This window comes from Novosphingobium sp. KN65.2, assembly GCF_001368935.1.
Classification (GTDB): Bacteria; Pseudomonadota; Alphaproteobacteria; order Sphingomonadales; family Sphingomonadaceae; genus Novosphingobium; species Novosphingobium mathurense.
Genome location: NZ_CCBH010000132.1, coordinates 35959 through 55893, shown reverse-complemented (window position 1 = coordinate 55893; position 19935 = coordinate 35959). Strand labels below are relative to the sequence as shown.

Genomic DNA, 19935 nt, shown 5'->3' with positions numbered 1-19935 from the left:
ACGGACTGGCGGGTTTCGGAGGCGTCAAACCGGCCCTGGAGCGACCAACTAGGGCGCCTTGCAGATCGACCGCCTTTCAAATTTTTAATCCGGCAGCTGCCTTTCCGGAATCGCCGAAATCGAACTCATACAGACTCACTTCACCCGGTCCCGTAAGCCGAGATCCGCCTCATGCTTCCGCAATTCACTGGTTAGTCGGCGCGACATAGCGGCCCATGAACAGGATCAGCCCGGTGCGCCGGTCGCGTAAGACAAACAGAAACGGCTTGTCCGCGCGGAAGATGGTCGGCGGCGGCGGCGGGCTTCTCCTTCCGGTGACGATGTCATTAATCACCGCCGTCGCGGCAGCGGCCTCCGAGCCGTCCTCGTCCACATCGAGCCATGCCTTGTGAATGATATGGGAGATTTTCAGACCAACCACTTCCGAACCCTGACTGTAAGAGGGAAGTTGCGCCATGCCTGAAAAATCGGCGTCATCGGAGAAAGCAGTGGGGGCCCCCATAGTGCTCAACATTTTTGCGAAATCGATGCCGTATTCCAGGTGCATCTTAGGCAGTGTAAGGACTGTATCGCGAGGCTCGGCAGCATCGAGCGCGGTGAACCAGTTGCCAAGTTCTTTATCGGTCAACCCTGCCTCGAACTTCGGCAGACCCTTGGGAGAATGAGGCAGGAAAACCACCATGCTCACCTCCCCACCAACATAATGCAGCTCAATGGCTTGAACGCCGTCACCCTTGACCACGGCAAAGTAACTGCGTTGGTTCATAAGTGGCGTAGACTGCTTGGTTCCGTCCAGCCGGGTGAATGGCTCTACCTTCGTTTCGGACTTCACAAAGGGCTGATCCCAGCGTCCCTTCCAGTAAATCGTGTTGACCAGCACCGTGCTGGTCTCAGGGGTCACAACGCCCTTCTCCAGCAGCTCGGCGATTCGGTCGTGCGTGGCCGTAGCTACCCAGGCGTTGATGTCCGCTCGTGCCTGCTCGGGGGTGGCCGCAAAGTTGGCCCGTTGCAGCCCGGCCTTCATCTGGCTCTGCACGTCAGCCAAATAATCGGGTTTCATCGGCATGCCGCCCTGAATCCAAATTGCGTTCGCGGTTTGCAGCACGCGACTCTGGCCAGAGAAGTTCATGGTTGCGAATACACCGGCACTGGCCCGGAAATAGGCATCCGGTGCAGCGCCATAATGGAGGACACTGCGCAATTCGTCCGCTGTCTTGCCGACCGCGCCGCGATAGGCAAGCGCCACCGCTGTCGAGACACTGGCCGGGGACAGGAACAGATTGTCGCCAGACGAGATTGTTCGCTTGTAAAGATCGAGCGAGAAAGCGTTAATACCAGCAACGGCACCTTGTGCATCAGGCGGCAAGGTGGCCTTGATAGCCCCGTAAGGATCGGTTTGCACGGTGAACGAGGCTGGCGCTACGGCTTCTTGCGCCATGGCGGAAACCGGGAGGGCCGCCAGTGCCGCAAGCGTCGTGACTAGCTTGACGATCTTCATATTCACGTTGCCATTCAACCACATTTGCGATGCGCAGCAGTAACATGAAGTGAGAGGAGAAAAGATCACTGCCTATGCTTAACTCGAACTTTTCGCGCGGCCAATGACCGCTTTGCCCAATCGGTCGCCGATAGCAGACTGACCGTTCCATTCGAATCTCGGCCAATAGCGCCAGCGAGACTGTCCCCACTTTCAGCCGTTGACCGATCTGATCAGCAAGGGGAAAACGGACTGGCGGGTTTCGGAGGCGTCAAACCGGCCCTGGAGCGACCGGCTTGGGCGCTACGCTGCTAGTGCAATCCGTTCTACCTTGATCTCATCTTCATGCGCGCGTGCGCCAGCGAGGTCATAGGCCGACTGCATGCGAAGCAGCGTGTCGGCCTTGACCCCGAATGCCTTTTCGAAGCGGATCGCCATGTCAGCTGAAATCGACGAATGCCCGTTCAGCAGGGTGCTGAGGGCTTGGCGCGAAACGCCGAAGTGCTTTGCCAAGTCCTTGGTCGTGTAGCCGGAAGGATCCACGATTTCTTCCTTGAGCCAGACCCCTGCATGGACACGGAGCGAAGGATGCATCTGCAGAGCCATCAGTGATAATCCTCCAAATTGAGGTCGGCGATGGTTGTTTCGTCAACCTTGGTGAACGTCAGCCGCCAGTTCTTGGTGACGGTCATGGCGAATGTACCTGCCCGCTCCCCGGTAAGCGGGTGGAAGCCGAAATTCGGGGGAATCGCGAGTTCATCAAACGAACCCGCATCCACGATGTATTGCAGCATGTTGATCACACGGCGATGCTCGATAACGCCTTTGGTCAACCCAGTGGTGAACATCTTGCGAAGCGCTTTGTGTGTGATGCTTTCGATTTCCACGCGTCAAGCTATACGCGACACGACGCCATTCGTCAACCGTTGCTTGACACAGGAAGACCCTGATCGACCCTACCGGCAAGAGATAGCCGGCGAGCCGCTTCCTGGGGCGTGAGATCGGCCCTCGAATGACCGGCATGGGCGCCAATCGGCCTCAGTGCGCTGCCACCCAATCTTTGAGGGCAGCATCGATCCGTGACTGCCAACCGGGGCCGCCGGATTTGAAATGCTCGATTACCTCGGGTGAAAGGCGCAGAGTGGTGCTGACCTTTTTCGGGGCCTTCTGTGGGCCGCGTGCGCGAATCGTCTTTGCGAGATTCGGGAAGGCTTCGGTGAAAGGCTTTGCCTTGGCGAAATCCTCGGCTGTCCATTCAGGGTTATCGCTGACTGCGTCCATATCGGCCTTAGTGTATCCGGGAGCGGCATGTTTCGGGTCGGTCATGGCAGGAGCCTCCGTTCCATAATGCTGGCCGGGCGGGCAGAGATGATCGAGACGCCTTCGGTACCCAGCACAGCGAAAATTACCGTGATTGTGCCATTCATCTCACCAATGGCGGCAAAGCGTCCGTCCTTCGCAGGGATGACCAAGGCGGAGAGGAAAAACCCTTCACCCACATCGGCAAAGTCGATCCCGTGCTTGACGAGGTTCGCTTGCCGTTTCGGTTCATCCCATACGATTATCATAGCTTTTTGTAGTTACGATTTGATTGACTGTCAATCGCTTTTTGTAACGACAATTTGACCGTGGCGTCAGGATCGATCTTTCGATTCCTCAGACGACGCAGCCCCTTGAACATCTTGCCGGCGGCCCCACTGGCGAACATAGTCGGCAGGAAACCGGACCGACCGCTGCTCGGCGCGTCAAATCGCCTCTCGAACGACCGAATAGGGCGCGTAGCCGCCGATTCCGCCTTCGACCCTTTGCCGCCGTTCAGTCACCAATTCTCCGTTCTCAGCTGCGGTCTGTCTGCTTCATCACTCGGCAGGCCCAAGAGGGGCCGGTTGGCGAATGTCCGGTTCCTAGCAGGGACATAATGTTAGTTGTCGTTCGCACAGCGTCGGTTCACGACCCATTTCAGATTTTCAGCCTCCAATTTCCGCTCACCAGGAGCGGATAATCTGCCTATCTTCGCCGCATGTGGAAGCAGCGCCGGTAAGTGAAGGTAAGATTCGAGTAAGCGCGAATAAGATAGCTGCCGATCGTCTATTCAACTCACGTACCTCTAGATTGCCGGTTTCGGCCGTCGAAGTCATGAATTGTCGGCGAGAGTTTCCGCACCAGCAGCAAGGTGGATTCGCCCCCCCAAAACCGCAAGGTTTCTATACTGATCCGGGCAATATTCTGTTGTCCAACATGGGTTGTTACTTCCAAGTCAGCAATCTCGGATCTGTTCAGGGGTGAAAAGCTCAATGCGGTTTCTTCCGGCATCCTTCGCCGCATAGAGGGCTTGGTCCGCCTGTTGCAGCAATTCGTGAATGGCAATGCGATCGCCGCGCAAAGCAGCCATTCCAATGCTGACGGTGATTGGAAGGTAACGTCCATCTGCAAGCAGCATTGCTTCGCTGCTGATGGCCTGCCGAATGCGTTCGGCAATCATGCAGCCTTGGCGCATAGAGCAATCCGGGATCACAAGCGCAAACTCTTCGCCTCCCAGTCGCCCGAATAGATCACAGGATCGCAGGCACCGCTTCACCCTGTGCACGAACTCGATCAGCACAGCATCGCCAGCGGCATGACCAAAATTATCATTGATGCGCTTGAAATGATCGATGTCCATCATGAGCACCAAGACATTTCCAGTTGCCCCGGAAAGGAGTTCCTCAGCCCGAGCCATAAATGCCCGGCGATTGGCAATGTGCGTCAGTGGATCGAGGTTTGCCACAGTTTCCAGACCGGCGATGGCGGATCTCCTCGTTGCACTCAAGACTGCCTGCATCACTGGAGAGAGAACGAGAAGCGAAACGCCAAGCCTGTAGGAGACCAGGCTGAAAGAATCTGTCCCCTGATCTGTAGTGGGTAGGTAAACCATTACCAATTGGGACATGATCCAGTAACCGCTGACGGTTGTCAGCAACGCGGTGACAAAGACCGAATAGGTCAGGCCGCACCAAAGCAGTGCAGGGACAACAAACACGATGGCCCCGGGGCCGCCGATGACGACGCCTGCGAGACCGGATAGGCAAAGCGCAGCAAATGGAGCAAATTCGCGCAGGGTCGGCCGACGAAAGGGCTGTTGATTTGCGAAAGGGGCCGGTGCCCCCAGAATCAGCGGAAGCACGGTTACGAAGTTTGCCAGTTCGGTAACGCACCAGAATTCCCAGCCAGCCTTTGCACTGCCGCCGAACAGAATGGGGTTGGCAATCATGCCGCCGAAACCGGCAGCTATTCCACCGGCCAGCGAACCCAGAAGGAGGTAGGGAATTGACGCCTGGTCCTTCAGTAGCAGGACTGAAGATGGCAGGCGTCTCAGGACCAGGAAGGCAGCAGTAATGCTTGCAAGGTTCGCCCCGTTCAACAGTACCGCTTTCTGCAAGCTTGAGCCCGTCAGGAGGTCCGCTGCCAAAAATGCCAGAGCACCAGCTATCCATCCTGAGACAGTCCGGCTTCCCGGCAAGCGCAGCAAGATACCAACCATCAGGGCGTTAGCCGGCCAGAAAGTAGCAAGGAGCCCAATGGGCCGAGTCCAAATGCCTAGAATGCAGGCGGTGAAAACCACGACCGCGAGGACCCCTGCCGCTGCTGGACCGTTCAAAGGTAGGTTCGCCGGCGCCTGCTGCGCTTTCACTATCTGGCTGCTGAGCATCGTTAACTATGAGTAACGGCGGATTTTCGATGCACAAGGCCATTTCTTCCATGCCGTCAGCCGGCAAGGTCCAGACCCCATCTGATCTGAATGTCCGCTTCGAGGCGCGGCAATATCGCTTTCAAATGGATTGGATGGGGGCGCAGCCGACTGGTCGAACACGCTCCAGTTGCAGTCACTGCGCGTGGCGCCAGTTCGGCGAGCGCTGAGTGTCGGGTATTGGAAAGAACCTGCCGCTCCAAATGTCGGGAGGGAGCGACGGGTTTGTCCCACAGGCTTCCGGCGGCAGTCGACCCTTTGTGGCCGCTCAGGCGCCGATTTTCAGTCCCCAGGTGCGGACCGGCAGCTATCCCGGCAGGTGTCGACCACAGCCGGTCGTTCTCATCTGCCACTATGAACGTCCGCTCCCGACAGAAGCTGCCGATAGGCCGATTTTAGCGGACAGTCAGCTGTGCGCCCTAAAAGTCGCCATTCGCCGGAGCTACCGTAAGTGCGGAAAGCCGCAATTCGGCCGGCTGGGTTCGCGAGAGGGTTGTGGCCGCAGCCGAGGCCCGCGCTCTGGCTGCTCGGCAGAGCCTAATGTCGACTGCCTGGAAAATGATAAGGCCTCTTTCGCTCGGACCGGCCCCTTACCTCGTGGGTTGAGCGCTGTGGGACCGGGAAGATCAATGCCACTAGGAGGCTCACCTGTTTGGCTAGAGGGTGAGGGCGACGACATTACCGGCCCCGAATAGTTTCTCAGCTGATTGAAGCGCCGTAGGCGACAGAGTTTGAGTGGCAAGGACGGCCAGCTTCCTTTTCGGCCGCGAAACCGCAACGTAAAATAGGTTCCGGGCGCGATAGTAGCCCTTCTCGTTCTTTGCTGTGATGGCGCCGGTGGACAGCAGCTCGAGCAGCTGCGGCCAATTATAATGGTTCCACCCGCCGCCAAGCACGACGATGACGTTGTCGAACTCCGCGCCCTTAACGCTGTGCTGTGTCGCAAATGGTGTCTGGCCCTCGATAAATTCGGCGAGCCGCACCAGCTCCTGGTACGGCGCCTCGCGAACGAGACCATGCTCCTGGAGCAAGCGCGGCAACTCCGCACCGTTTTCGGCCGCGGCGAGTTCCTGCTCACGCCTAACAATCCGGTCCGGTAGCCGAGGTCGACCTGTCCCCTTCAGGAGGTCGACGACGTCGCCTATGCTTCCGTTGGCGCGCGCGTCCGCTAACGCGGCCATGTCAGTCGCCCACGCAACCTTATCTTCATGCGCGCTGAGCTTTGGTCGTGACCCGAGGATTTTGAACATGTCGCCGAAGCGCTTCTCGGTGAAAGCGCGACACATCGGCTCCACGGTGTCGACAAGGAACGCGATCAACGGATCCTCCTTCTTCGCGAAAGAGTCATTGTAACGATAAGCTTTGGCGATCGTGGGATAGCCGCGCTCAGCGGCAATCGCGTTATGCGTCAGCATAAGGATCTTCGTCTTCTCGGATGACAAATCCCACCCGTCCTCCTTCAGCCTTTCCGTCAGCTTCGCCATAAAATCCCGGCTGACCTCGGGCGGCGTGTCGTTCTTGGATGACGAGCTGCTGGTCCGCTCACCGGTGTAGGAATTGGCGTGAAAGAACCGCGCCTCGCCTTTAGCGTCGGGATCCTTGACGGCCTGCTTCAGCTCCGGTCGCAACGCGTTCAGCACGTTCACCACCGCGGGCACTGACCGAAAGTTCGAACCCTTGTCGATCGGTTCAAGGGAGGGATAGTTCGCCAGACCATAGTCGCTTCGGTAGATTGTCTGCCAGTGATCGCCGAAGAAGCCGATCCTGGGACCGGTGCCGGTGGCTAGAAAATGCTCTGCCAGCGCCGCCATGAAGTGAGGGTCGGTGTCCTGATACTCGTCCACGAAGATAACGGGATATGTCGCGGCAAAGAGGGACCGAAATTTCGGCTTTCCAAGAAGTTGCGCCATGAAGCGAGGGACGTCGTCGTGATGGAGCGTGATGCGCTTCTCGTCGATGCCGAAAAAGCCCAGCTGATATTCCACGACCTGGTCAGCGATCCCGCCTGCTTCCGCGATCTTGTCCTGTTTGTCCTCCATGCCAGCGACGAGCGCCCGCAAATCCTTCTGGAACTTGGACATGAACCCCCAACAGAAAGCATGGATGGTCTCGACCAGGATCGCGGGGTGCTGCTCGATCTCTTGGGCGATCTCCTCCCGCGCCACCTCGGTGTAAGTTATGCACGCGACTTTCTGGCCTGCTCGCTGCAGGTCGCGGCCGCGCTCGTTGATGAGCTTCTTGAGCACCTCGACGAGCGAATAGGTCTTGCCGGCGCCGGCGCCGGCTTCCAGCCGGAAGTTGCGACCTTCGTCCAGGCACGCGTCGACCCGTTTCTGTGCTTCCTTGGCAGCCTCGACCGCAGGGTTCGTCATAGATCGTACTGCGGCGCGGAGCTCTCGGGCTCAGCCGGACTATCGTTCGAGCCTGCCGCGATCGTCGGCGCGCCTGCGCCGACACCAGCAAGCGATGGCGGAGATTCCGGAGGCGGGGGCGGCTCGGATAACCAGGTCAGGCCTTGCTTGATGTATTTTGGAACGGCCCAGTCCGCTTCCTGGATGGCGAACCGCAAGGCGGTCTCCGATTTGCTGAGGTCCTGCGCCATTTCCCACGCGAGCAATCCGCGATCGCCTTCTTCAGGCAGGCCAAACCGCTCAGGATTTGCGAGGATCAGCGCATCCTCATAGCTTCGCCCGCACCAGCTCGAGCCATCTTCCGGAACCTGGTAAGCGATTGAGCGATAGCGAGAGAGCTTATCTGCCGGCGTCTTGGCGCAGAGCGCCTCGATGCTGATCTGCTGGCCCTTCGGGACCGAGAACCAGTTTCGGATCGCCGCGTTAGAGCTGTGCTCGCCTTCGGCGCAAGGACATTTGACCGCGCGCGGCTTATCTTTGGTCTTGTCGATGCGAACCGCATCGATGTCGGTGATGATCAGGCTCTTCAGTTCCAGGAAGTCGAGGAGCGGGTAGAAGATGTGCGCGTAGGCGCCGCCGACCTCGATCGTCGTGATATATTGGCGGCCGAGCTTCCGTTCGGGCGCGAGCCACTCGTCCACGAGCCGGACGATGCGGGGCATCAGGATGCGCTCGGTGGTCCCCTCGACCAGGATCGCCTTGTCCGCGAAATACAAATCGCATTGGGTCAGGGTCATGTACTGATGGAGGAACTCGCGATCCTGCGGCGGGATAGCAACGCTGCCTTTGCGGAAATCCTTGACCTTGGTACGCCGCACTCCTGTCGCATCCTGGGTCGAGCTCAGAAAATAGCGCACCGCTTCGAACGAAGCCGCGTTCGCGACGTGTGGCGAGTGTGTCGAGATGACGAACTGAACCTGCCAGACCGGCTCGCCTACATATTTGGCGGACAGTGCCGCTACGGCGGCGTTCAACTGTGCGATCAGCACCTCTTGCATCTGGGGATGCAGGTGCGCCTCCGGCTCTTCGATGAAGACGAGATGGGTACCGGGCCGGATTGAGCGAGCGCGGTATGCTTTATGAAACGTCTCGAGCTGCAACAACATGTAGATCAGATTACGGGTGCCGAGGCCGTTATAGCCCTCGGGTAGATGGACACCGTGCTGGCCGGTGTAGAAGATCTTCGTGTGATCCGAGAGAAGCGTCTCGACGTTGAGGGACGTTTCAGGCCTGAGCTCGGCGTCGTTGAGACCCGGGAAGCCGAACGCGCTCAATGCCGGCAGCAGGTCTTTCACCATCGTATCGAAGTCGTTCTGAATCGACTGTTCGATCTGACTGACAGAGGTCTTCAGCGCGGCCGCTAGGGCTTGGTCGCTCTCCGCGGCCGTCATCGAGCTCGCGGTCTGGAATAGCGTTCCGAGGAGCCGCCCAATCACGGCGGTATCGCTCGCCTTGCTGCTGTCGAGCGTTCGCTGCGCGCGCACGAAGCCGCACTGAACGAGGGCGGACAGGGCGCCGGTCCCGTCGAGTACGCGGAAGTTGGTCGGGTCCGTGGGGTCGATCGCCGTGACGCTTATGCGATAGGCTCTAGGCAAGGTTTCACGCAGTTGGCGGTAGAAATGCGCGACGGCGTCGCTGCCGGCCTCTGCCTCCTGCACATCGAACAAGGTCGCAAGCGAGGCGGACGAAGCCCCATATTCGATCCGCGCGACGGCGGTGGAGCAGCTAAGATCAAGGTCGATCACGAATGGTGCGAGAGGGCCGAGCTCGCCGACCGAGGGATCATATTTGAACGTTAGCGTGACCGCGATCGCCGGCAGGAGAGCGAGAACCTCCTCCGGGTTGCCGCCGGCGTCACGTTTCGCCTTCGCTTCGAGAAACTTGCCTCGGGTACCGGCCGAGAAATCCTCCAGCCTGAACTTGGGCCCATGCTCCCCAGCGAGACGATCAAAGATCTCCGTGAGAGAGGTTTTGCCGCTATTGTTTCGGCCGACGATGACGGTCGCAGTCGGCTCGAGCAGCAGCTCGACGTCTTCCAAGAGCCGAAATCCCTGTACCTGGATCTTTTCGATAAGCATGGATTCAATCTCGGCTTTGGATGTTGGTCTGACCTAAACAGGCTTGCGGCGAGTGGATTTGAGCTAGCTGTGGCTCCGGTATTGCCGGTAGCAAGCGGACCCGCCCGGCGGCGGGTATTGCTTAAGCGGCGGGACGGAGGAGGATCCTATTTCCGGGCACGTGGCGAAAGGCGCGATCGCGGCACGTCAGCAGGATGATCTGCATCCGCGTCGCTGCCTCTGTCAGGATCTCGATCATCGTATCGAGCCGACCATCGTCGGAATAAACCAGCGGATCGTCCAGGATCAGCGACACGGGCTTCCCTTGTTCAAGCAGCAGGTCAGCGAAGGCTATGCGAGTGAGCACGGCGAGCTGCTCCTGCGTGCCACGCGAGAGATTGGCGCAGCTTTCGTCGACGCCAGTGCGGCTGACGCTCGCGAGCGATAGATCCTCGGCAAAGGTAAGATCGCAGTCCGGCAGCAGTTGCGAGATATACCGCTTCGCGCGTTTCGCGACCGGACCGACGAATTTGGCGGCAGTCTCGTTTCTTGCGCTTTCCAGTGTGTCACGGAGCAGCTTTAGCGTGTCTGCTTCCTCCGTGACCCGCTGGAGCGCGGCATTCGCCGCTTCGACTTCCTCCTGAGCCGCCGCAGCGCGATCGGCCAAGCCGAGGCCACCTTCGCTCTCGATCGTGCCCTCAAGCCGGGCGATCTCGGTTTCCAGTCTCGTGCGCGTGTCAGCGGCGACCCGAACGCGGGCGTCGATGACCTCGATCTTGCGATTGATCGCGCCGACATCATGCGCCGATGCGTTCCGCTCGGCCTCTACCAGGCGAACGGCCGCGTGCGCTGCCGTTTCTCGCGCTCGCTCGAGATCGACATCCAGAGTCGCCCATTCCGGACGAGCCTCAATCTCTTTGAGTAAGGCGGCCGCGTTGGCGAGGTCGCTCAGCGCGCCCGCTTCGGCCAAAGCGAGCGGTGCGTCAGCTTCCTCGGCACGGCGCAGCGCCGCGATCGTGCTGTCCTGTGTACCCTCGGCCCGCGCGAGCTTCGTGTCAGCCGCCTCGACGGCAGCGGCCAGCGCGATCATATCAGGGAGCGAAGCCTCCGCCTGAGGCTCCTCAGGCTCGAGCTCTCCGACGAACAGTTTCAACGCGTCAGCGCCGGCTGCGATCTGGAGCGTATCGTCGGCAGGTGTGGCCGCCTCGATCCGTGCAGTAAGTGTGCGAAGTTCAGCGGCAGCATCGCGAGCCGCCTCGTTGCGAGATCGAGCAGCTGCAAGATCGGCTACGTGGAGCTCGTCGAGCGCGGCCTTCCGTTTGTGGATTGCTGCAGCGAGGGTCTCCTCAGCGCTCGCAGCCACGGCTGGCGGGCTGACGATCAACAGGGTCCCTCCGATCTCTATGCTGGCCGGACGGGTGATGGTGCGCTCGCCAGCGAGCATCGGCGCGCCGTCGATTGTTACCCCCTGGATGGCGCCGGACAGCGTCAGTCGCGTCGCGCCCGCGTCCACGACGGCTTGAGCCAGGCTTACCGCAAGATCGTTCGCTTCGAAGGCTTCGATAGCCTTGGCTGGAATGGCAGTTGCGGCACGCGCCTTTGCCTCGCCGTGCAACTGCTCGAGCTTCAGCAGCTCATCATGGCGACGTCGCGTGGCGGCGATCGCCGTCTGGCGATGGCTGAGCCGGACAGCCTGTTCACCCGCTGCAAGCGCCGCTCGGGCGTCATGACGCTCGCCGCGCGCCGCCTCGAGGTCCTCGCGTGCTGCAGCGACCTTGGCCTTGCCGGTCGCAAGCGCCTCGCGGAGCTCGCTACGTTTTGCGCGTGCTGTTTCTACCGCGGTCGTGGCGCTATCGCGCGAGATCATCGCCGCCTCGTGGCGAGATTTCAGGTCTTCCAGTCCCTTCAGTTTCGTAACGGCCGCCTCCTGCTCGGCCTTTCGGGTCGATAGGATTTGCGCGGCCGCGCGGGCGATCTCGAGGGAGTCGACAAGTTCCTTGCGCGCTTGCGCATCGGTCTCGTCGGCAATCTCCCGTTGGATGATTTTAAGCCGCCCGCGCGCGCCATCGAGGTCGGAGAAGCTCCTCTCCAATGCGGCGAGGCGATCACCCGCTTCGCGTGCAGCCGCGATCGCAGCGTCAGCCCGTTCCCGCGCATCGTTCTGCCGGCCGCGCTTCTGGCCGGTCGGCGACCAGTAAAGCTCATATTGTGCGTCGATCCGTTGGCGCACGCGCCGATAGGCGTCTCCGCCCATGATCGAACCGACCTCGGCCTCGAGCGTGGACGCGATCGTGTCGCGAACGATCTGCCCCGGACCCGCGACGGCGAGCGCCTCGGTTTGCGCGACCCACAGCAACCCCAACGCCCCATAGGTCGAAACATCGCCTCCGCGACTGGTGTCACGGACCGAGCCGAACAGCGTGTTAAGCCGTGCTTCCGCGTCATCGCCTTGGGCCCGCCCCTGGGGACCGGACATCTCAAGCGAGGGGCTCCTGAGGAAGCGCTTCGTCAGCGACCAGGGAGAGCCGTCGACGTCGAAGCTCACCTTGATCTCGGGACCAACTGCCTCGCCGTAGGGCGCGAATGACTGGGCGAGCTGATTGCGCGTGTTGTGGCGGACGAAGAAGGCGGCGCGCAGCGCCTCGAGCAGCGTCGATTTCCCGGTTTCATTCGGCTCGATGACGATGTTCAATCCGTCCGATAGATTCTCGATTGCGAAGGGCTTCCGGAACTTCCGAAAGCCATCGATCGCGATTTGGCGGATGACGAGGCTCATGCCTGCTCTTCTCGGCTGTACTCGACGAACAATCGTTCGAGCGCGCGCTTCGCGATGACCCCTTCCGGCCCGCCAGCGTCGATCTTCACGTTGAGCATTGTCGCGGCGGTCCCCAGCATCCCTTCCACGGCCAATGCAGCCAGGTCTTCTTCACGCGGACGTCCGACCAGGTCATCCGCGCGAACGGCCAGATGCCGTAGGCGATGACCCAGGTCGTTCTCCAGCCGCGCGAGCATCGCAACCCGGTCGCCGAGGCTGGTGATGCCCGCCAGGCTTAGCTGCAGAAGCGTGTTCGGAGCGTCGACATACGCAAGAAGCTCGTCGCACTCGGCATCGAAGGCAGCCTTATCGTTGACCGTCCAGTCGCGGTTGAGCCATTGAAAGCGGCCCGTTCGAATCGGCGTCACTGTGGGCGCGAGGTCGGGGTGGACTTCGACAACGAGCGCGCCGCCTGGTTCATCGCGCTGGAAGCGGTCGGTCTCCGGAGTTCCGGCATACCATGTCCGCGGATCGACCCTGAGGGTCCCGTGCCAGTCGCCGAGGGCGAGATAGTCGAGGTTCGACAGTCGAGCACGGTCCGGCGCGATCTGGTTCCTTGTCTCCCCGCGCGATCCAAAATCACGAATTGAGCCGTGTGCCACGCCAATGCGCAGCCGGGCGCCTGGCGTCTCCATCGTGTCGAAGAGCGTTGTCGGATCCTCCAAATTGTGCCGGTGGATGAGCGGTGCGGGCAGCAACCAGATCTGCTCCTCTATCTTGCGAGGTTCGGGTTCCGAGAGAATGACGATCTTGTCACCGGCGCGCTGCCGAACGCGATCCCATAGGCCGCCATTCCGCGCGAAGTCGTGGTTCCCGGGCAGCAGCCACCAGCGGCAGTCGTATCGGTCCATGCGCGAGATCGCCTGCACGATGGTGCGATCTTCCGGGCCTTCGGTGTCGAATATGTCGCCGGCTACGATAATGTGCTGAGCGCCATGTTCGGCGGCGGCTCTCCCAAGCGAGTCGACGGCTTCGAAGCGGGCTTCCGTCAACGCCCCGCGGACGTCGGGATCGAAGCGGCCGAAAGGTTTGCCGAGCTGCCAATCAGCGGAGTGGATAAACTTCATCTAGTCCTTATAGCGTCTCCCGCCGCAGACAGACACCCCATCTGCTTTAATCAGGCGCAGTTCTTTCGTAATCTGCGAGAGCATTACAACCCGACCGCCGGTAATTCATAATCGGCAGCTTTTTACGGTCCGTTCTCTGCAAGATGCCCTTCAGCAACCGGCCCAGCATTGGTCGAACGAGGATCACATGCGAGTGAGCTTGGGATGTCTGCACTCGCTAAAAGCGGCCATCTCAGCGGCGAGACGGGAACGACGGCTTTGTCCCAGGAGCCGGCGGTTGGTTCCAGCGAATCCGACCCTTTGTGGCCGCTCAGGCGCCGATTTTCAGTCCCCAGGTGCGGACCGGCAGCTATCCCGGCAGGTGTCGACCCAAATCAAGATGTTAGCATCGTTGATCTGAGCGTCAGCTTTCCGCTGCAACCTGCCGTTCAGATCGCGCAAACCGGTCGCTCGACTGTACCAGCGGTCAAAACCTGGCGTCAATTTTATACACGACCCCGTGCGGCGCAGTCATTGGCCCGAAGTTGTTTCGCCGGCAGTACGCAATCACACCTGCTGCGAGCGATGTCCTTGATGGACGAACTCACAACTCATCGTTAGGCATAAACGCTTAAGCGTGATCAATTAGTTGTGTGGATAGGGGGACGGTCTGTCTAATATAACTGACGCTGACCTTGCGGCCGCGTTGACGGGAGACCCCGAAGCGCTTGACGTTCATCTTTCGCTGATTGAGCGAGACGTCTTGATCGACGGGCACGCTGTCAAGATTCACTGCCATTGCCTGGCCGTAGACGCCAACGGCCGCGTCCAACCGCACCGCCTTGCGGAGTTCATGCGCAATGCGGTTGCCGATTATGCGATTCCGAGGTCTCAACTCGCGAAAGCCAAAGCACGCGACCAGAAATACAAAAGCACCGAGGCGGTCACCGCCTTGGTGGAACAGGCGAAGCGGTCTTTTACGGATCTCGCAAAGACTGGGGAAGGCGGCGAAATGCTTCTCTTCCTGCTGGCAGAGCGATTTCTCAAACTCCCGCAGATCCTGTGCAAAATGGATCTTAAGACCGACACGCGCATGCATTATCACGGGGCCGACGGCGTCTATGCGGGCGTCACTCCTGATGGCGTCCTGAAGCTTTATTGGGGTGAGTCAAAGGTCTACAAGAACGTGGCGTCCGCCATCCAGGATTGCCTATCCTCGCTTGCGCCGTTTCTCGTCGAGCCCGAGCATGAAGACGCCGAGCGCGAACGCGACCTTATCCTGCTCAGTGACAAGGCCGATCTGAGCGATCCCGTGCTCACCGAAGCGCTGAAGCGCTATTTCGACAAGACCTCTACCCAGTCCCGGCGCGTCCAATATTGTGGCGTCGCTTTGATCGGCTTCGATGCCGAATTCTATCCCGGCGGCGGCGCGAAGGTGATCGCCGACCAACTCACTGAAGCCGCCCGGCTGGCACTGGTGACGTGGCGCAAGAAGATCGGGGAGCGCCTCCAGACCGAAAAGCTTGAACAGTTCGAAATTGAGTTCTTCTGCCTTCCGCTTCCTTCGGCAGACGAATTTCGCAAAGCCTTTCTAAAAGCGATGGGGGTGGCGGTATGAGAATCGCCGATCTTCAGAGCTGGCTCCTCGATCAGGGCATCGAGGACGAACTCGACCAACTCACTCGACACACCGTGCGCGGCGAAATCGGCAATCTCGTCCCGGAGCCCGATGGCGTGGCGTCCCCGGTTGACTGGCAGCGGCTGCTCCTCGCCGCCAGCGTCCTCGCCCGCTCCAACACACGCTCTCACCAAGAGGCCGCGCTCCGGATCGCGACCAGCGCCGTCACGATGTCGAAAAGCGCCGCCGTCATCGATGCAGGCGCAGTCCTCCTGGGCAAGCTCTCAAACTTTCGGGCGGTGGCACTTGCCGGCAAGCGCGCGTTGCTCGCCGATGATCTGGATGGTCGGCTCGGAATGAACCTGCGGATCGAAGCCCAACACCGACAGATGGAACAGGCGGTCCTTGTCGAATCGAGCGGACGCTGGCTGCAGGTCAACGATTTTCAACAGCGCTTCTGGGAGAAAGCCGCCGTCAACGGCTGGATATCGGCGTCGGCGCCGACCGCGTCGGGCAAGACGTTCCTCGTCCTCCAGTGGCTCATCGATCAAATGCATGACGGCGCCAAGCGCGTCGCGGTCTACCTCGCACCGACGCGAGCGCTCGTCACCGAAATCGAAACCAATCTGGAGCTGCTGCTCGGCAAGCCGGGAGCGATCCAGATTTCCTCGCTACCGCTAACCGAGAAATATGATGCCGCGCGCCTCGGCGGCGCGCCGCTGATTCTCGTCTTTACGCAGGAGCGCCTTCATCTCCTTGCCAACCTGGTCGGCGACGACATCGCGATCGACCTGCTCATCGTCGATGAAGCCCACAAGATCGGCGATAACCAGCGCGGCGTCATTCTCCAAGATGCGATCGAGCGGATCGGTCGCGCCAATCCGGCACTCAAGCTGGTCTTCATCAGCCCCGCCACCCAGAATCCCGGCGAGCTGCTGGCCGATGCGCCCGATGGAACGGCGACAGCGCCGGTCGACAGCGACGTGCCCACCGTTCTCCAGAACGTCATCATCGCCGAGCAGGTGCCTCGCAAACCCAAGCTCTGGGATCTGTCTGTCGTGAAGGCTGACGGCAAGCAGTTGATAGGGAGGCTGAAGCTTGCCAGCTCGCCGACCGGCCCAACCAAGAAGCTCGCCTTCATTGCCGCCGCCGCCGGCGTGCAAGGCGGCACGCTCGTGTATGCGAATCGGGCATCCGATTCCGAGGAGATCGCGGACCTCATCAGCCAGCTGATCCCGACCAGCGCGATCGTGGACACGGAATTGCTGGAGCTGGCCGACCTGACCCGCAAGGGCGTGCATCCACAATATCGGCTGGCGCCGCTCGTCGAGCGCGGCGTGGCCTTCCACTACGGCAATATGCCGTCGCTCATTCGGCTCGAAATCGAACGCCTCTTCCGGGCCGGCAAGATCCGCTTCCTTGTCTGCACCTCAACCCTCATCGAAGGCGTGAATCTGTCGTGCCGGACCATCGTGCTGCGGGGACCACGCAAGGGTCTCGGCAATCCGATGGAGCCGCACGATTTCTGGAATCTCGCTGGCCGCGCCGGTCGCTGGGGCGACGAATTCCAGGGCAACATCATCTGCATCGACCCGGGTAATTCCCAGGCCTGGCCGCACGGTGTTCCGGCGCGCGCCCGCTATCCCATCAAGCGCGAAAGCGACGCCGTCATCGAGACGGGCACGGGCCTGAGCGATTATCTCGATCACAGGGTCTCGGCCGATCTCTCGGAACTTCCGGAGGCCGATCAGTATGAGCAGGTGGGTGCCTATCTACTCACAACCTTCCTGCGGCTCGGGTCCATTGCCGAGGCCGGGTTGGCAAAGCGCCACGACAAGGCTCTCATCGCTCGGCTCGACGCGAGCCTTGCTGCCATCGCCGCCCAAATCGAAATTGGCCCGGAGATCGCCAATCGCCATCCCGGCATCAGTGCGCTTGGGCTTCAACGCATGCTCGACGCCTTCCGCCGGTACGAAGGCGACCCCGAGAATCTCTTGCCAGCGCCGGTGGACAGCGAGGACAGCTACGACCGCTTCGTCACGATCATGCGGCGCATCAACCAGAACATGTTTCCGGCTTTTTCGCCCGAGGGTCTGATCCCGCTTTACGCCCGCATTGTCGTCCAGTGGCTCAAGGGCTTTTCCCTTGCCATGATGATCCGACGGAACATCGAATATCATGTCCGCAACAAACGGGACTACAAGCTGCCGACGCTCATTCGCCAGACGATGGAGCATGTCGAGCAGATCGCCCGGTTCAAGGCGCCCAAATATTTCTCCGCCTACATGGATGTGCTCCATATCCACCTGCGTGCGATTGGTCGTGATGACCTTGTCGAGGACGGCCTCGATATCGCGACGCAGCTAGAGTTCGGCGTATCTTCTCGCACGCTTCTGTCGCTGATGGAGCTGGGCCTGTCGCGCATGAGCGCTGTCGCCCTCTACGAGAAGATCGCCAGAGACGATCTCGACAAGGCCCAATGCCGAGCGTGGGTGGCCGACCGCCTCAATGAATTTCCCGGTATGGACATCCCGGCCATCATTCTTCGCGAGATTCTCGAACGACTTCATCCCGACGCTGAAAGCCAAACCACGCCAAGCGCTTCCTGATAGAGAAAGGTGACTACATGCCTTCAAAACCAATCATGATCGGAGCGCTCGAATTTTCGAGGCGCGGAGATGCCTACGCGTTCCTGAAGGCTATTCTCGCTCGCTACGATGTTGGCGATAAGGTAAACGCGGCGGACAGCGCCATTTTGCGAGACGCTCTCGTATTGCACCCCGAATCCACCACCAAGATCGATAGCGGGATCCAGTCCTTCAGCGTGCGCACCGCTGACTTCGGGACCAAATGCTTCTGGGTAAACCGCGTCGATGGCTCCACAGAGAAGTTCGCGTTGCGCGCCTGCGTCTATGGTACCAAATAAACTCGAAGCGCGGGCACCGCTGCCGGGCCTGCGATCGTTCGGGCAGCATTAGGCTTCTGGCGCGTGCCGAAACTCCGCTGGCGAGCAACCACCACCTTCGACCAGATCACGCCGTTCGCCTATACCGCTTCGACGTCGGAACCTGGTAACAGTAGTCGTTCGCAAATGAAGCTGCTTTCGGACGGATCCCTGCTGCCTTCCATTCATTCCTTCCGAGAGTCTTCGGGCACGCGTGCATCCCCAGAACGTAGCCCGTACCCGACGGTATCGCCCGTCGCTCGCCCCGCGCGGAAGTCGTGAACCTGCCGGACATACTCATTCGCGCCGTCAGGGTGCAACGTCGCACCGATCTCGGAAAGCGCGCGCGTTGGTTGCCAGTTCGTGAAGATCTGGCCGTGCGGCACCTCCTCTAACGCCCGCAGGGCCGGCTCGAATGTCTTGTTGTTTTCGGCCTTGGCGGCAGGCGAGGATTCCAGATAACTCAGCAATGTACCAACGAAGAGAGCCGAATAGGCGTCGTCGCCGAACGGATCAGCGACGCTGCTGAGCGAAGGCTGCGGGAAAGTGCCATCGGTCGTGACCGAGTATCGCTCGCGCACTAGGTAATGGCGCGGCACGCATACGGCATTGATGCCTGCCCAAAGGTATCCGTGTCTTCGCTCGATCAGGCCTGTTCGGTCGGTTCCGGCGTAAAATCTGCGCATTACGCCGGCCACCTTGGCCGAACCGCCTAAATTGTCCTCGAAAGCGAAAATCCCTGTGAAGATGGGCAGCACCGTCTGACGATTGCGGAACGTGTCCCACAGGATGGACAGGCCAGTGCGTAGGGCGCTGTCACTCAGTGTCGATTTGACCTCGACGACGGCGCGTACTGCAGCAAGCGGGACGACGACAAAATTCTGCTCGCGAAAGAGGGGTACGTAATTCTCTGTGTCCCAGACGATGATGTCGAGTTGACGGGGACAGCCCTCGATGAAGCCTGTGATCGCTTGGTAGCGCTTCGGGAGGAGCTGCTCCAGCAGTCCACGCAAAAGCTCCTCGCGATAGTTGCCGACCGTGGTCGGATGACCGACGAGAAGTTCGATCCTCCGGCTCTTCGCCATGAGTTCGTTTGTAAACGTGGCGAGATAGTCACGCCGCTTATAGCCTTCTTCGAGCAGCGTCTCGAAAGCGACGTCGAACCCTTTTTTCGCTGCCGTGATTACAAGTACACCCATTGAACCCATCATGCGAAGTGCATCATCGACGAGCGTTGCGTCAATCGCGGCATCGCCGGCGCAGGCGGTCTTTACGTCGTCCAGCGTCATCGTCCGGCCGTCGGCGGTGCGCAGCAGCTTGAAGATTGCCCGATAAATTTCGCGGATGGGCTCGACGCCATCATCTGACGAACCGTGTAGCGCGAGCATCAGGACATGTGGGCGGATCGAGTCATCAGGAAAGTCCGAAAGCGGGTGCACCGTCGGCGACTGCTTCAGTTCTTCGACTGTGCGGCCCACAAACCAGACGCCAGGCTCGCCATCTGCCGTTTGCGTCAGTGTGCCACTTCGCAACTGATCCCACGGAGCTGCGGCGTCGTACACGAAGGCTGGATGGGACAGTTGCAACGCTGGTGCTTCCATTCTTGCCAAATAGCCACTTGATAACGCGTCGGCCAGCGCGACGCCTCCCGAAATTTTCACTTTGGGCGGGAAGGCGTCCCCGCGTACGACCGTTCGCGAGGCTGCCGGCGGTGGCAGCACCGGCGGCATCTATCGCAGCGCAATCTCCGTGCGGTTCGTGACGACCGCGCACGGAAAGCGCAGTCCGAACACTACCATCAAGGACAGCTGACGCTTCCGATGTTGATGGTGGTGTGTCC

The 19935-nt window shown here is 60.3% G+C and carries 14 protein-coding genes; 3 read left to right on the top strand and 11 right to left on the bottom strand.

From position 1 onward, the window contains the following. Positions 1 to 184: 184 nt before the first annotated feature. From SPHV1_RS05070 to SPHV1_RS05025, 10 genes are all read right to left on the bottom strand, one after another. Entirely contained in the window at positions 185 to 1498 is a 1314-nt protein-coding gene (locus SPHV1_RS05070) for a serpin family protein (RefSeq protein ID WP_197277648.1), read from the bottom strand. A 282-nt stretch (positions 1499 to 1780) separates the two neighbouring features. Continuing rightward, on the bottom strand, positions 1781 to 2083 hold the full coding sequence (locus SPHV1_RS05065) for a HigA family addiction module antitoxin (RefSeq protein WP_054944953.1): 303 nt from the start codon (positions 2081 to 2083) through the stop codon (positions 1781 to 1783). Beyond that, positions 2083 to 2364 carry a type II toxin-antitoxin system RelE/ParE family toxin gene (locus SPHV1_RS05060; protein ID WP_054944952.1) on the bottom strand — a complete coding sequence of 94 codons (282 nt, stop codon included), beginning with the start codon at positions 2362 to 2364 and terminating at the stop codon, positions 2083 to 2085. The genes SPHV1_RS05065 and SPHV1_RS05060 overlap by 1 nt, the downstream gene beginning before the upstream one ends. Before the next feature lie 151 nt (positions 2365 to 2515). Next, positions 2516 to 2803, bottom strand: a complete 288-nt coding sequence (locus SPHV1_RS05055) for a BrnA antitoxin family protein (protein WP_054944951.1) — start codon at positions 2801 to 2803, stop codon at positions 2516 to 2518. Then, the gene (locus SPHV1_RS05050; RefSeq protein ID WP_054944950.1) at positions 2800 to 3045 is read right to left on the bottom strand and encodes a BrnT family toxin; all 246 of its coding nucleotides are present in this window, start codon (positions 3043 to 3045) and stop codon (positions 2800 to 2802) included. Before SPHV1_RS05050 ends, SPHV1_RS05055 begins: the two co-directional genes overlap by 4 nt. Before the next feature lie 689 nt (positions 3046 to 3734). Beyond that, positions 3735 to 4997 (bottom strand): GGDEF domain-containing protein, encoded by a 1263-nt coding sequence (locus tag SPHV1_RS05045; RefSeq protein WP_197277647.1) that lies wholly within the window; start codon positions 4995 to 4997, stop codon positions 3735 to 3737. Positions 4998 to 5860: 863 nt separating this feature from the next. Beyond that, a complete protein-coding gene (locus tag SPHV1_RS05040; protein WP_054944948.1) occupies positions 5861 to 7576 on the bottom strand; it encodes a UvrD-helicase domain-containing protein in 1716 nt (571 codons plus the stop codon). After that, a complete protein-coding gene (locus SPHV1_RS05035; protein ID WP_082430831.1) occupies positions 7573 to 9693 on the bottom strand; it encodes an ATP-dependent endonuclease in 2121 nt (706 codons plus the stop codon). The genes SPHV1_RS05040 and SPHV1_RS05035 overlap by 4 nt, the downstream gene beginning before the upstream one ends. A 121-nt stretch (positions 9694 to 9814) precedes the next feature. Continuing rightward, positions 9815 to 12448: an AAA family ATPase gene (locus tag SPHV1_RS05030; protein ID WP_054944947.1), complete on the bottom strand. Its 2634-nt coding sequence runs from the start codon at positions 12446 to 12448 to the stop codon at positions 9815 to 9817. Further along, entirely contained in the window at positions 12445 to 13554 is a 1110-nt protein-coding gene (locus tag SPHV1_RS05025) for a DNA repair exonuclease (RefSeq protein WP_054944946.1), read from the bottom strand. The genes SPHV1_RS05030 and SPHV1_RS05025 overlap by 4 nt, the downstream gene beginning before the upstream one ends. 742 nt (positions 13555 to 14296) lie before the next feature. Here SPHV1_RS05025 and SPHV1_RS05020 point away from each other — a divergent pair. Genes SPHV1_RS05020 through SPHV1_RS05010 form a run of 3 tightly spaced genes read left to right on the top strand, consistent with a single transcriptional unit; the run spans position 14297 to position 18077 of the window. Beyond that, entirely contained in the window at positions 14297 to 15151 is an 855-nt protein-coding gene (locus SPHV1_RS05020; RefSeq protein WP_197277646.1) for a DUF1837 domain-containing protein, read from the top strand. After that, complete coding sequence (locus SPHV1_RS05015) at positions 15148 to 17760, top strand: DEAD/DEAH box helicase (protein ID WP_054944944.1); 2613 nt, start codon at positions 15148 to 15150, stop codon at positions 17758 to 17760. The genes SPHV1_RS05020 and SPHV1_RS05015 overlap by 4 nt, the downstream gene beginning before the upstream one ends. Before the next feature lie 35 nt (positions 17761 to 17795). Continuing rightward, on the top strand, positions 17796 to 18077 hold the full coding sequence (locus SPHV1_RS05010) for a DCL family protein (RefSeq protein ID WP_231634528.1): 282 nt from the start codon (positions 17796 to 17798) through the stop codon (positions 18075 to 18077). A 203-nt stretch (positions 18078 to 18280) separates the two neighbouring features. Here SPHV1_RS05010 and SPHV1_RS05005 read toward each other — a convergent pair whose 3' ends face one another. Beyond that, positions 18281 to 19825 (bottom strand): DUF6602 domain-containing protein, encoded by a 1545-nt coding sequence (locus SPHV1_RS05005; RefSeq protein WP_156367250.1) that lies wholly within the window; start codon positions 19823 to 19825, stop codon positions 18281 to 18283. Positions 19826 to 19935 lie beyond the last annotated feature (110 nt).

What these genes read in the sequence shown, in the direction of transcription:
- SPHV1_RS05070 (WP_197277648.1), bottom strand. Translation starts at nt 1,498, where the DNA reads ATGAAGATCGTCAAGCTAGTCACGACGCTTGCGGCACTGGCGGCCCTC.
- SPHV1_RS05065 (WP_054944953.1), bottom strand. Translation starts at nt 2,083, where the DNA reads ATGGCTCTGCAGATGCATCCTTCGCTCCGTGTCCATGCAGGGGTCTGG.
- SPHV1_RS05055 (WP_054944951.1), bottom strand. Translation starts at nt 2,803, where the DNA reads ATGACCGACCCGAAACATGCCGCTCCCGGATACACTAAGGCCGATATG.
- SPHV1_RS05050 (WP_054944950.1), bottom strand. Translation starts at nt 3,045, where the DNA reads ATGATAATCGTATGGGATGAACCGAAACGGCAAGCGAACCTCGTCAAG.
- SPHV1_RS05045 (WP_197277647.1), bottom strand. Translation starts at nt 4,997, where the DNA reads ATGGTTGGTATCTTGCTGCGCTTGCCGGGAAGCCGGACTGTCTCAGGA.
- SPHV1_RS05040 (WP_054944948.1), bottom strand. Translation starts at nt 7,576, where the DNA reads ATGACGAACCCTGCGGTCGAGGCTGCCAAGGAAGCACAGAAACGGGTC.
- SPHV1_RS05035 (WP_082430831.1), bottom strand. Translation starts at nt 9,693, where the DNA reads ATGCTTATCGAAAAGATCCAGGTACAGGGATTTCGGCTCTTGGAAGAC.
- SPHV1_RS05030 (WP_054944947.1), bottom strand. Translation starts at nt 12,448, where the DNA reads ATGAGCCTCGTCATCCGCCAAATCGCGATCGATGGCTTTCGGAAGTTC.
- SPHV1_RS05025 (WP_054944946.1), bottom strand. Translation starts at nt 13,554, where the DNA reads ATGAAGTTTATCCACTCCGCTGATTGGCAGCTCGGCAAACCTTTCGGC.
- SPHV1_RS05015 (WP_054944944.1), top strand. Translation starts at nt 15,148, where the DNA reads ATGAGAATCGCCGATCTTCAGAGCTGGCTCCTCGATCAGGGCATCGAG.
- SPHV1_RS05010 (WP_231634528.1), top strand. Translation starts at nt 17,796, where the DNA reads ATGATCGGAGCGCTCGAATTTTCGAGGCGCGGAGATGCCTACGCGTTC.
- SPHV1_RS05005 (WP_156367250.1), bottom strand. Translation starts at nt 19,825, where the DNA reads ATGCCGCCGGTGCTGCCACCGCCGGCAGCCTCGCGAACGGTCGTACGC.